The sequence below is a fragment of the Pseudomonas sp. GD04158 genome (assembly GCF_029834875.1).
GTDB lineage: Bacteria > Pseudomonadota > Gammaproteobacteria > Pseudomonadales > Pseudomonadaceae > Aquipseudomonas > Aquipseudomonas hydrolytica.
This window is the reverse complement of the sequence record NZ_JAODYT010000036.1, coordinates 1-12,215: the sequence shown is the minus strand read 5'-3', so window position 1 is coordinate 12,215 and position 12,215 is coordinate 1. Positions and strand designations below refer to the sequence as shown.

Genomic DNA, 12,215 nt, shown 5'->3' with positions numbered 1-12,215 from the left:
ACTGCTGGCGCTTTGCGTATACTGCGCCGATGTTTGCACGACCTGCGATACGCATGCGTTGCGCCACAGGGCTGTTGGCGATTGGAACCCTCCTGATGCTCGCTGGCTGTGGCGAAGAACCCAAGCCCAGCGTACTCGAGCAGGTAAAGGCGGAGGGTGAGCTGCGCGTGGTCACTCGTAACAGCCCCGCCACCTACTTCCAGGACCGCAACGGTGCCACCGGTTTCGAGTACGAACTGGCCAAGCGTTTCGCCACCGACCTCGGCCTGGAGCTGAAGATCGAAACCGCAGACAACCTCGACAGCCTGTTTGCCAGCCTGGGCCACGTCGACGGCCCGGTGCTGGCCGCTGCCGGGCTGGTCGAGACACCGCAGCGCCAGCGCCAGGCCCGTTTCTCCGTACCCTATCTGGAAGTCACCCCGCAGATCATCTATCGCCAGGGCGAGACGCGCCCGACCAAGGCGGAGGATCTGCTCGGCAAGCGCATCCTGGTGCTGGCCGGCAGCAGCCATGCCGAACAGCTGGAAGCCCTGAAGCTGGAGCTGCCCGAGCTGACGTTCGAGGTCTCCGATGCCGTGGAGGTGGTCGACCTGCTGCGCATGGTCGACGAAGGACAGATCGACCTGACCCTGGTGGACTCCAACGAACTGGCGATGAACCAGGTCTACTTCCCCAACGTGCGCGTGGCCTTCGACCTGGGTGACACCAACACCATGCGCTGGGCGGTGGCCCCCGGCGAAGACGACAGCCTGCTGCTGGAAATCGATGCCTTTCTCGAGCGCTCCCAGGCCAACGGCACCCTGCAACGCCTGAAGGAGCGTTACTACGGCCATGTCGACGTACTCGGTTATGTCGGTGCCTACACCTTCGCCCAGCACCTGCAGCAGCGCCTGCCGCGCTACGAGAAGATGTTCCGCCAGGCCGGCCACGCCAATCAGATTGACTGGCGTCTGCTGGCCGCCATGGGCTATCAGGAATCGCTGTGGCAACCCAACGCCACCTCCAAGACCGGCGTACGCGGCCTGATGATGCTGACCCAGCGCACCGCGCAATCGGTGGGGGTTTCCAATCGACTGGACCCCAAGCAGAGCATCGACGGCGGCGCCCGCTACTTCGTGCAGATTCACCAGCAATTGCCGGAAAGCATCCAAGAGCCGGACCGCACCTGGTTCGCCCTGGCGGCCTACAACGTCGGCGGCGGCCACCTCGAAGATGCGCGCAAGCTGACCGAAGCCGAGGGGCTGGACCCCAACAAGTGGATGGATGTGCAGAAGATCCTGCCACGCCTGGCGCAGAAGCAGTGGTACAGCAAGACGCGTTACGGCTATGCCCGCGGCGGCGAACCGGTGCATTTCGTGCGCAACGTACGGCGCTACTACGACATCCTCACCTGGGTGACCCAGCCGCAGCTGGAAGGCACCCAGGTCGCCGAGAACGGCATCCACCTGCCCGGCATCGACAAGCGCACGCTGGACGAACAGACCCCGCCGCTCTGAACCTACAGCAGGTTCTGATTACCCACCGCGCAGCGACTCTGCGCACGCCTGGCCGCCGGCAAGCGGGCCAGGGTCGAGGCGCACTGCGCCTGACTGGGCATGCGCTCGACCTTGAGCTTGGCGTTCTCGTCGATCCCGATCAGATAGGGGTGCGAGTAGCGCGCACGATCATTCCAGCCACTGAAGCGCTGCGTGCTGAATACGCAGCGATAGTCCAGGTGGCCGGCAAAGCCCTGGAAGCGATCGCGCATGAAGATATGGTGATAACGCTGCCAATCGCGATCTCGCTGCCCCACGCGCACCGCTTCCTGGCAATCCTCCAGCGTGGTGATCTGCGGCTCATGCAGGAAAATGCTCTGCGCCAGGTTGGAGCCACCCAGCTGCACGGTGGCCAAGAGATACACATCCGCCTCATCCGCCACCGCCGACGCCGCGACCATGGCCAGCAGGCCCATCATCCGTTTCATCATGTTCCTTTCCTTTGCGGCGCTCAGCCCCGCCGAGCCTTGAAGAAATCCTTGAGCAGCGCCCCGCTTTCCTCGGCCAGCAGCCCCCCCTCCACCAGCACCCGGTGGTTGAGAAAGCCCTGGTCGAAGAACTGCCCCTGACTGATCGCCACCCCGGCCCGCGGCTCGCTGGCGGCGTACACCACACGGGCGATGCGCGCATGCACGATGAGGCCGGCGCACATGCTGCAGGGTTCCAGGGTGACATACAGCGTGCTGCCGGGCAGCCGATAGTTCTGCACGCTCTGCGCCGCAGCGCGGATCGCCACCATCTCGGCATGGGCACTGGGATCGTGACGCAGAATCGGGCAATTGAAGCCCTGCCCCACCACCTCGCCGTCCTGCACCAGCACCGCACCGACCGGCACCTCGCCCTGCTCCGCGCCCAGGCGCGCCTGCGCCAGCGCCAGGCGCATGAAGTGCTCGTCACGCGAGCGGTCGATGATCTGCGGTCTTTTCATGGCATCAATCCGTAGGGCGGCCAGGCGAAGCGGGCCGGAAAACGGCGCACACCCTACACCACTTCGATGGCCGCCATCAGCCCCGTCTCCATATGGTCGACCACATGGCAATGGAACATCCACACCCCGGGATTATCGGCGACCAGGGCGATGCGCGCCGTTTCGTTCTTGCCCAGCAGGTAGGTGTCGGTGAAATACGGAATGATCTTGCGCCGATCCGAACCCAGCACCTTGAAGGTCATGCCGTGCAGGTGGATCGGGTGCTGGTACTGCGCCATGTTGCGCAGCACGAAGATGTAGTGCCCGTTCTTCTTCAGCGTGGCGATGGGGCGATCTGCACAGGTCTTGTCATTGATGTCCCAGGCCTGGCCGTTGATCTGCCAGTACCTGTAGCTGCCACCACGCTCGACATCGCCGGACGGCGTCGCCGCCCACTCGAAGTTGAAACGCAGGGTCTCGGCGCGTGCCAGATCCGGCTCGGCGACGGGATTGGCCGGTAGCGGCGGCGGCCAGTCAGCCGCGCCCTCCGCGCTGGCAACGCTCCTAAACGTGGCGAGGCGCAGCGGACCATTGCGCAGGGGCAACTCCTGCCCAGGCGCCGGGACCCTGAGCGCCAGATCGATGCGCATGCCCGGCCCCAGCCAGTACTCCTTGCCCAGCGGCCGCGGCTGCACCGGATTGCCATCCAGGGCATAGATGCGCGCCTCGCCGCCCGGCAGGTTGAGACGGTAGGTGATGGTGTTGTCGACATTGATCAGGCGCAGGCGCACCACCTGCCCTGCTGGCAATTCGAGAGTCGGATTGGGCTGGCCGTTGATGGTGTTCAGCCGTCCGCGCGTACCTTCGCGCGCCGCCTGGCGCGGCACCAGAAACTCGCTGAAGGCGCCCTGCTCATCGATATGCCAGGTCTTCAGGCTCAGCGTGCGCTCATGGCGGAAGCCGGTCGGCTCGCGCTCCTCGACGATCAGCGGCCCCACCAGGCCACGCCCCAGCTGCTCGGCGCTGGCGGTATGCGGGTGGTACCAGAAGCTGCCGGCGTCATGGCAGATGAAGTCGTAGTCGAAGTATTCGCCCGGCAGTACCGGCGCCTGGGAGACGTAGGGCACGCCGTCCATCTCCAGCGGCAGACGAATGCCGTGCCAGTGGATGGTGCTCTGCACGTCCAGCTTGTTGATGAAGCGCACCCGCAGTCGCTCGCCCTGACGGCAACGCAGCTCCAACCCCGGCGCCTGGCCGCCATAGGCCCAGGCCGGCGTCTTCTGCCCCGGCACCAGTTCCAGATCCAGCGGCGCGGCGATCAGCTCGTAATCGTGCGTGGCAATATTCTCCGGACGCCCCAGCCAATAACGCACACCACCGACGCCCAACCCGGCTACACCCAGGCCAGCCAGCCCGGCGAGCACCTGCCTGCGGGTAAACGACATCTTCATCCTCAACTCGTGAGCATACTCAATTGCGGTATCTTCTCATTTTCATGGATAGCCAGACGAGCACCCTGACAAAGACAAATTGCCGCGGCAGATACTGCGAGATAGCGCCGATAAACGGCGGGGTTCAACAGGGTAAGATTGCCAAGGAATCAACAGGAAGCACTCATCAGGACATGGACAGTTTCTTCTTCGACGCCCCCTTGGGCATCATGATCGTGGCGATCACGCCACTGATCCTGCTTATGTGGATTGGGCTAATGGCCGCGTTCGGCGAGGCGATCTGGTCCGACTGCTACAGGCTTGGCCGGCCGCACGACATCGTGAAAGCGTCGATCATCGATCAAAAACTCGTAGAAGCACGTATCAGCGCTGGCAAAACCACGATGGTAAGCCTCAAGTACGTCTATCGCCTGCGTTACGAGTACGAACAACGCACCTACGAAGTTGAGCATCTCGTGTCCGACAAAGAACATGTCGAGCTCAACGAACAGGCCGGCACCTTTCTGCTTTACGTTCCCAAAGCGAACCCTGCCGATGCCACTCCCGAATCCCCAAACGCCGCATCGCCCTTCGCCGCAATGGCGCTGATGCTCATGAGCTACCTCATCTGGGAAGCTGCACCGACGCTGCTTACAGGGTACTGATCATGATCGTGCTCTTCATCCTGCTCGGCGGCCTGCTGTGGCTGATCAGCCTGCTGCTATTCGCCTTTGCCGCCTGGGCCTTTTACAAGCTGGCGCAGCTGCTCTGGGAAAAAATCCGCAGAGCCTTGCTGCGTCCAGGCACGGCGCAAATCACATCCTATGAAGTTTTCACACCCGACCTGGAAGACATTCACTTCCAGGACAGCCGCCCGCAAGTCCGCCTCGAGTTGGACTGCGAGCGACATGGTCAGCGCTTTCAGATATCCCTCGGCCCGCTGACGTGCGAGGAGTTGTTCCCCGCACTGGATCTGCCCGCACATCATGTCGCCTGCTGGCTGAGCGATGAGGATTGGCGCCAGATGCTGGAAAATCGCTGGATCACCATCGCCTGCGACTGGCAGCAGCGCAAAGCGATACTCACCAGCCAGATTCGAGAAGACAGACGCATGCTGCTGATCGGTTTTCTGAGCCTGAGCATGTTCGCCCTCCTGGTGACGCTGTCATTGCTGCAGAGCTGACTGTCCACGGAGCTACTCAAGGTATTCGCGGCCCGCCATCCACCCCGGCAGAGTTCTCCGTTCAATCGCACTCAGGTACCTGAGCCATGGTCATGCCGCCACCGAAATTGGCAATGGGCCGCATGACCAGACGACAACCGCCCTCTGCCTCCTGAACGCCTTGCGCCGCAAGGGATTCGCGCTTGACCCGATAATCGAAAGTCAGGGTAGTGCCGGCAGGCACACCGCCTTCCTCGCGCGCCGACGTGACACGCACCTCCAGTCGTACCTCAGTCGGGCTGAAAGTGCCGGAAAAGAGGAAGGTACGTCCGTCGCTGATACCGCCACCGCTGACACGCCCGTCGGCACTGATGCTCACCTGCACGTCACCCGGCTCGCTGCGCCAACCTGCATCGTCATAAAGACCTGGAATAGTGAGCTCGGTCTGCGTGGTGCTGTCCGGAACCTTGCCCCGCAGCTGCAGACTCGCCTTACCCGGCGCACTGCGCTCCAGCAATACGCTTCCCTTCCCGTAGTGGCTGTCCGGTTTGCCGGAGGGAGGTGCCACCTTGAAGTCGACTCGACCGGTGTAAGGGCGCTCGCCGAAAAGCTCAATTACATCCTGAGCCAAGCTGCAGGGAGCCACGGCCAGCAGCAGAGCGGCCAGGAAAGTGCGCGAGCACGAGGCAGATGGCGAGTTGACGGACATGAGCGCTTCCTTTTTGCCAAGTAAAAGCCTAACCCTAGCCAAAGCGCTCGGCGGACGACAGAAAACGCGCCACATACCCCGAAAAACAAAACCCCGGCAGCATGGCCGGGGTTTCGTCACACGAGCTAGGCTCGGAGGGTCATCATTCCCACTCGATGGTCGCGGGCGGCTTGCTCGACACGTCGTAGGTGACGCGGGAGATGCCTTCGATCTCGTTGATGATGCGGCCGCTGACGGTTTCCAGCAGCTCGTAGGGCAGGTGCGCCCAGCGTGCGGTCATGAAGTCCACGGTTTCCACGGCGCGCAGGGCGACGACCCAGGCGTAGCGGCGGCCATCACCGACCACGCCGACCGATTTCACCGGCTGGAACACCACGAACGCCTGGCTGGTCTTGTGGTACCAGTCGGCCTTGCGCAGCTCTTCGATGAAGATATGGTCGGCACGGCGCAGCAGGTCGGCGTATTCCTTCTTCACTTCGCCGAGGATACGCACGCCCAGGCCCGGGCCCGGGAACGGGTGGCGGTAGACCATGTCGTAGGGCAGGCCCAGCTCCAGGCCGATCTTGCGCACTTCGTCCTTGAACAGTTCACGCAGCGGCTCGACCAGCTTGAGGTTCATCTCCTCGGGCAGGCCACCGACGTTGTGGTGGCTCTTGATCACGTGGGCCTTGCCGCTCTTGGCGCCGGCCGACTCGATCACGTCCGGGTAGATGGTGCCCTGGGCGAGGAACTGGATGTTGTCCAGCTTGCTGGCCTCGGCATCGAACACGTCGATGAAGGTACGGCCGATGATCTTGCGCTTCTTCTCCGGGTCGGACTCACCGGCCAGGTTGGAGAGGAACTGCTCCTCGGCATTGGCACGGATCACCTTCACGCCCATGTTCTCGGCGAACATGGCCATCACCTGGTCGCCCTCGTGCAGGCGCAGCAGGCCGTTGTCGACGAACACGCAGGTGAGCTGATCGCCGATGGCCTTGTGCAGCAGCGCCGCGACCACGGAAGAGTCGACACCGCCGGACAGGCCGAGCAGCACGTTGGCGTCGCCGACCTGGGCACGCACGGCGGCCACGGCGTCTTCGACGATGTTGGCCGGGGTCCACAGGGCCTCGCAGCCGCTGATCTCCAGCACGAAGCGGGACAGAATGCGGCCGCCCTGCTTGGTGTGGGTCACTTCCGGGTGGAACTGCACGCCGTAGTAGTGGCGGGTGTCGTCGCTCATGGCGGCGATCGGGCAGCTCGGGGTGCTGGCGAGGATGTGGAAGCCTTCCGGCAGGCGGGTGACCTTGTCGCCGTGGCTCATCCACACGTCGAGGCCGAATACGCCATCGGCGTCGACATGGTCTTCGATACCGGCCAGCAGCTGGCTCTTGCCGACCACGTCGACACGGGCGTAGCCGAACTCGCGCAGGTCGGAGCCTTCCACCTTGCCACCGAGCTGCTCGGCCATGGTCTGCATGCCGTAGCAGATGCCCAGCACCGGCACGTTCAGGTCGAACACCGCTTGCGGCGCGCGCGGGCTATTGGCTTCATGCACCGACTCCGGGCCGCCGGCGAGGATGATGCCGCGCGGAGCGAAGGCGCGGATGTCCTCGTCGCTCATGTCCCAGGGGTGCAGTTCGCAATAGACGCCGATCTCGCGCACACGGCGGGCGATCAGCTGGGTGTACTGGGAACCGAAGTCCAGAATGAGGATGCGGTGGGCGTGAATGTCGTGGGCCATGGCCGTCTCTCGTAGGTATTCACAAATGACACGGGGCTGTTAAACCAGCCCCGTGTTGATTCAATGCAATGGACCTTAGCCCACGCGATAGTTCGGGGCTTCCTTGGTGATCTGCACGTCGTGGACGTGCGACTCAGCCATGCCGGCGCCGGTGATGCGCACGAACTCCGGCTTGGTGCGCATCTCTTCGATGGTGGCGCAGCCGGTGTAGCCCATGGAGGCACGCAGGCCGCCCATCAGCTGGTGAACGATGGCACTCATCGCGCCCTTGTACGGCACACGACCTTCGATGCCTTCCGGCACCAGCTTCTCGGCGCCGGCCGAGGAGTCCTGGAAGTAACGGTCAGAGGAACCCTGCGCCTGCGCCATGGCGCCCAGCGAGCCCATGCCGCGGTAAGCCTTGTAGGAACGGCCCTGGAACAGCTCGACCTCGCCCGGCGCCTCTTCGGTACCGGCCAGCATGGAGCCGATCATCACGGCGGAAGCGCCAGCGACGATGGCCTTGGACAGGTCGCCGGAGAAGCGGATGCCACCGTCGGCGATCAGCGGTACACCGGTACCCGCCAGAGCAGCGGCAACATTGGCCACGGCGCTGATCTGCGGTACGCCGACGCCGGCAACGATACGGGTGGTGCAGATCGAGCCCGGGCCGATACCGACCTTGACGCCATCGGCGCCGGCTTCGACCAGTGCCTTGGCCGCGTCGCCCGTGGCGATATTGCCGCCGATCACCTGCACCTCGGGGAAGTTCTGCTTGACCCAGCGCACGCGGTCGATCACGCCCTTGGAGTGGCCGTGGGCGGTGTCCACGATGATCACGTCGACGCCGGCATTGACCAGCGCGGCGACGCGGTCACCGGTATCGGCACCGGTACCCACGGCAGCACCGACGCGCAGGCGACCCTGATCGTCCTTGCTGGCCAGCGGGTAGGCCTTGGCCTTCTCGATGTCCTTGACGGTCATCATGCCCTTGAGGTTGAAGGCGTCATCGACGATCAGCACCTTCTCGATGCGGTGCTTGTGCAGCAGCGCGCGCACGGTTTCCTTGTCGGCGCCTTCCTTGACGGTGACCAGGCGCTCTTTCGGCGTCATCACGTCACGCACCAAGGCGTCCAGACGGTTCTCGAAACGCACGTCGCGGGAAGTGACGATGCCCACCAGATCTCCGTTGGAGAGCACCGGTACGCCGGAGATGTTGTTCTGCCGGGTCAGCTCGAACAGATCGCGCACGGTGGCGTCGGCCTCGATGGTGATCGGGTCCTTGACCACGCCGGCCTCGAACTTCTTGACCTTGCGCACCTCGGCAGCCTGCTGCTCGATGGTCATGTTCTTGTGGATGATGCCGATGCCGCCTTCCTGAGCCATGGCGATGGCCAGACGCGCTTCGGTGACGGTGTCCATGGCAGCGGACAGCAGCGGGATGTTCAGTTCGATGCCGCGGGTCAGGCGGGTCTTCAGGCTGACGTCCTTGGGCAGTACCTCGGAGTAACCGGGGATGAGCAGGACGTCGTCGAAAGTGAGTGCTTCTTGGCTGATGCGCAGCATGGGCGGGCTCCCGAGCGGGAAAATAAGAAGCGCGGCATTATACCCAGCGACCTCATTTCCCTCAATGCAAAGTGTGTCTCCGTGCCGTCATCGCTGACGCAGCGTCGGAAATGCTTGTCGGGCCGTGAACGCCGGGAGCAGGTCAGGGCGTCACTTGGCGGCCTTCGCGGTAGCGGCGGCAGCCTCTTAGACCCGCCATGGGGTTACGCTTCAGGCCGGATCGTCCACCCGCACCTGCCTCAGCGCAAAGCCCAGACGTTCGCCGAACTCCTCGACGAACGCCGGACGCAGGCCGGCATCCATCCAGCCGTTGAAGATGAAGCCCAGGTTGGAAAAGCCGCAGGGCTGCAGGAACAGGAAGCCGTTGATGTCGTCCTCATGCCCGCATTCGGGGCAGGTGAAGTTGTCGGTTTCCCCGGGCCACCACACTTCCAGGCTGTCGAACAGCGGCACGCCCACCTCCCGGCGGCATTCGGGGCAGCCCGCCTCCTCGAGAAAATTCCGCGTCGGCACATAGATGCAGCGATGGGTGATGATCTCCAGGCCATTGAGCGGCTGACCATAGGGCAGCAACTCGGGGTGCTGGGCGATACGTCGGGCGCCCGGGCCGATGGCGTAGGCCATGCCGTTGCCGCCCTGGCCGCAGGTGGTGGGCAGCGCCTCGACGATCTCCCGCTTGACCAGCCAGCGCAGCATGGCCCTCGCCTTCTCTTCATGAGCGGGAAGCGTGGAAATCTGCGGGACGAGGATCAATTGCGCGGTCATGGTGCTCGGAGGGCTGACAAAGAAAGAGCGGCAGCTTAGGTGCTAGCGCCCGCAAATCAAGCCCCTCGGCACACCGCATCGTCCATCTGCGCTTCGCGCCGCGCCAGCCAACGCGCGCGCAGCACGTCATAGATCCAGTTGAACGCCAGGGTGTAGGGCAGGAAGAACAGGATCAGCACGATATCCAGCAGCAGTGCCTCGAGCAGGCCGATCGACAGCCACCAGGCGGCCAGCGGCACCAGCACCAGAATCAAGCCCGCCTCGAACAGCAGCGCATGGCTGACCCGCGCCCACAGGCCGCGCTCGAAGCCCAGCCGTCCCTGGGCACGGTCGAACAGGTAGTTGAACAGCATGTTCCACAGCATCGCCACGGTGGAGAACATCAGCGTCAATACGCCGAGGTGCAACAGCGGCTTGCCCATGAACCAGGCCATGGCCGGCGCGCAGATGAGCACGGCGATGGTCTCGAAGGCCAGGGCGTGACCGATGCGCTCACGCAGCGAGCGCGGCAGGGGCTGAGTCATGGAGCGAACCTCGTGATAAGTGACAACGAGCGCTATGATCATCGGAATATCAGCCATCCCAAAGGCAGCTGCCATCGGCAAAACCGATATGAATATTTCACCGGAATCCCTCCAGGCGTTCGCCCACGCGGCCAACTGCGGCTCACTGAGCGCCGCCGCCAGGCGTCTGGGCAAGAGTCAGTCGACCGTCAGCGAAGCGGTCGCCCGCCTGGAGATTGACCTGGGCGTGGCGCTGTTCGAACGCGGCCCACGCAAGCTGCAACTGACCGAGGCTGGCGCCAGCCTGCTGGCACATGCCGAGGAAGTGCTGACCGCCAGCGACCGCCTGGCGCGGCATGCCGCGGCTCTGGCCAGGGGGCAGGAGCCGCGTCTGACCCTGGCGCTGTCCGATACCTATCAGCCGAAGCAGTACGAGGCGCGCCTGCAGGAGCTGGATCAGCGCTTCCCCGATCTGCAGTTCGAGAGCCTGATCGCGGAGCAGGCCGACGTGCTCGACCTGGTCAGTCAGGGCCGCGCGCAACTCGGTCTGATCGCCGCACAGCCGGCCTACCCGCCGCATATCGCCCATGCCCGCCTGCACATGAGCAGTGAATTCGGCCTGTTCGCGGCCAAGGGTCATCCGCTGAGCGAACTGGCCCAGGTGCGCCCGGAAGACTTGTCGCACTGGCGCCTGCTGCGCCTGAGCAGCGTCGCCAACGACGACGCCAGCGCCGATGTTCTGCCTGGCAGCGGTGGACGCTGCTGGGCCGCGCCGGACTACCTGATGCTGCTGGAGATGGCGCGCCTGGGCTTCGGCTGGGCCGAGCTGCCGCGGCAACTGGTCGACGCCTACGGCTTCGATGGCCTGCAGGAGCTGCGCTGCAGTGGCTGGCCGCGACGGGTAACGGTGGACGCCGTGTGGTCGCGCCAGCGGGAACTCGGCCCGGTGGCGGCCTGGCTGCTGGAACGCCTGCTACAGGCTTGATGATGGTCGCGCCGACGCCCCTCTCGACTTATCATGCGCCCCCATGATCAACGATCCCTTTGCTCGCCTGAACCTCGACCGCGAGGTGCTCAGCGTCAGCCAGCTCAACAACCGCGCCCGCCTGCTGCTGGAGGACGTGTTCTCCGGCATCTGGGTCGAGGGGGAAATCTCCAACCTCGCCCGTCCCGCGTCCGGCCATGTCTACTTCACCCTGAAAGACAGCCAGGCTCAGGTGCGCTGCGCGCTGTTCCGGCAGAACGCCGCCCGCGTGCGCCAGGCGCTGCGCGATGGACTGGCGGTGAAAGTACGCGGCAAGGTCTCGCTGTTCGAAGGGCGCGGCGACTACCAGCTGATTCTAGATGCGGTCGAACCTGCCGGTGACGGCGCTTTGCGCCTGGCGTTCGAGGCGCTGAAGGAAAAACTCGGCGCCGAAGGATTGTTCTCTACCGAACGCAAGATCGCCCTACCCGCCCATCCCAGGCGCATCGGCATCGTCACCTCGCCCACCGGCGCGGTGATTCGCGACATCATCAGCGTGTTCCGCCGCCGCGCGCCGCAGGTGGAACTGAATCTGATCCCCACCGCCGTGCAGGGTCGCGAGGCCACCGCGCAGATCGTGCGCGCCCTGCAACGGGCCGATGCGCTGGGTTTCGATGCATTGATCCTGGCCCGCGGCGGCGGTTCGCTGGAAGACCTCTGGTGCTTCAACGAGGAAAGCGTGGCGCGCGCCGTGGCGGCCTGCGTCACGCCCATCGTCAGCGCCGTGGGCCACGAGACGGACGTGTCCATCGCCGACTTCGTCGCCGACGTGCGCGCGCCGACGCCGTCGGCTGCCGCCGAACTGCTGGCCCCGGACAGCAGCGAGCTGGTGCAGCGCCTGCACAACATGCAGCGCCGCCTGGTGTTGCACATGCAGGGCCGCCTGGCCCGCGAGCGCCTGCGTCTGGAAGGCGT

The 12,215-nt window shown here is 64.5% G+C and carries 13 protein-coding genes; 5 read left to right on the top strand and 8 right to left on the bottom strand.

Translation table 11 applies throughout. The features are described 5' to 3' along the window. Positions 1 to 29 precede the first annotated feature (29 nt). Positions 30 to 1,496: a membrane-bound lytic murein transglycosylase MltF gene (gene mltF, locus N7333_RS14565; protein ID WP_012019469.1), complete on the top strand. Its 1,467-nt coding sequence runs from the start codon at positions 30 to 32 to the stop codon at positions 1,494 to 1,496. A gap of 2 nt (positions 1,497 to 1,498) precedes the next feature. Here the strand turns inward: mltF and N7333_RS14560 are convergent, their stop codons facing one another. From N7333_RS14560 to N7333_RS14550, 3 genes are read right to left on the bottom strand one after another with little or no spacing between them, the layout of a single operon-like run. Further along, a complete protein-coding gene (locus N7333_RS14560) occupies positions 1,499 to 1,966 on the bottom strand; it encodes a hypothetical protein (RefSeq protein ID WP_129481718.1) in 468 nt (155 codons plus the stop codon). A 20-nt stretch (positions 1,967 to 1,986) separates the two neighbouring features. Next, on the bottom strand, positions 1,987 to 2,463 hold the full coding sequence (tadA, locus tag N7333_RS14555) for a tRNA adenosine(34) deaminase TadA (RefSeq protein WP_096825748.1): 477 nt from the start codon (positions 2,461 to 2,463) through the stop codon (positions 1,987 to 1,989). Positions 2,464 to 2,516: 53 nt separating this feature from the next. Further along, complete coding sequence (locus N7333_RS14550; RefSeq protein ID WP_129481824.1) at positions 2,517 to 3,887, bottom strand: multicopper oxidase family protein; 1,371 nt, start codon at positions 3,885 to 3,887, stop codon at positions 2,517 to 2,519. 179 nt (positions 3,888 to 4,066) lie between these two features. On the opposite strand from N7333_RS14550, the gene N7333_RS14545 reads away from it, so the two are divergent. Together N7333_RS14545 and N7333_RS14540 are read left to right on the top strand one after the other, a co-directional pair. Then, the gene (locus N7333_RS14545) at positions 4,067 to 4,537 is read left to right on the top strand and encodes a hypothetical protein (RefSeq protein ID WP_129481719.1); all 471 of its coding nucleotides are present in this window, start codon (positions 4,067 to 4,069) and stop codon (positions 4,535 to 4,537) included. 2 nt (positions 4,538 to 4,539) lie between these two features. Further along, positions 4,540 to 5,055, top strand: a complete 516-nt coding sequence (locus N7333_RS14540; RefSeq protein WP_129481720.1) for a hypothetical protein — start codon at positions 4,540 to 4,542, stop codon at positions 5,053 to 5,055. A 61-nt stretch (positions 5,056 to 5,116) separates the two neighbouring features. Here the strand turns inward: N7333_RS14540 and N7333_RS14535 are convergent, their stop codons facing one another. From N7333_RS14535 to N7333_RS14515, 5 genes are all read right to left on the bottom strand, one after another. Next, positions 5,117 to 5,743: a hypothetical protein gene (locus tag N7333_RS14535; protein ID WP_129481721.1), complete on the bottom strand. Its 627-nt coding sequence runs from the start codon at positions 5,741 to 5,743 to the stop codon at positions 5,117 to 5,119. Positions 5,744 to 5,885: 142 nt separating this feature from the next. Further along, the gene (guaA, locus tag N7333_RS14530) at positions 5,886 to 7,463 is read right to left on the bottom strand and encodes a glutamine-hydrolyzing GMP synthase (protein WP_003246195.1); all 1,578 of its coding nucleotides are present in this window, start codon (positions 7,461 to 7,463) and stop codon (positions 5,886 to 5,888) included. A gap of 75 nt (positions 7,464 to 7,538) precedes the next feature. Next, positions 7,539 to 9,008: an IMP dehydrogenase gene (gene guaB, locus N7333_RS14525; protein WP_003246196.1), complete on the bottom strand. Its 1,470-nt coding sequence runs from the start codon at positions 9,006 to 9,008 to the stop codon at positions 7,539 to 7,541. A 210-nt stretch (positions 9,009 to 9,218) separates the two neighbouring features. Continuing rightward, complete coding sequence (locus N7333_RS14520) at positions 9,219 to 9,773, bottom strand: sugar ABC transporter ATPase (protein ID WP_129481733.1); 555 nt, start codon at positions 9,771 to 9,773, stop codon at positions 9,219 to 9,221. Between the two features lie 56 nt (positions 9,774 to 9,829). Further along, the gene (locus tag N7333_RS14515) at positions 9,830 to 10,297 is read right to left on the bottom strand and encodes a multidrug/biocide efflux PACE transporter (protein WP_129481734.1); all 468 of its coding nucleotides are present in this window, start codon (positions 10,295 to 10,297) and stop codon (positions 9,830 to 9,832) included. A 34-nt stretch (positions 10,298 to 10,331) separates the two neighbouring features. On the opposite strand from N7333_RS14515, the gene N7333_RS14510 reads away from it, so the two are divergent. Beyond that, positions 10,332 to 11,261 (top strand): LysR family transcriptional regulator, encoded by a 930-nt coding sequence (locus tag N7333_RS14510; protein WP_129481735.1) that lies wholly within the window; start codon positions 10,332 to 10,334, stop codon positions 11,259 to 11,261. 43 nt (positions 11,262 to 11,304) lie between these two features. Then, positions 11,305 to 12,215, top strand: a 911-nt coding sequence (gene xseA / locus N7333_RS14505; RefSeq protein WP_279859039.1) for an exodeoxyribonuclease VII large subunit, incomplete at its 3' end; no start/stop codon positions are given.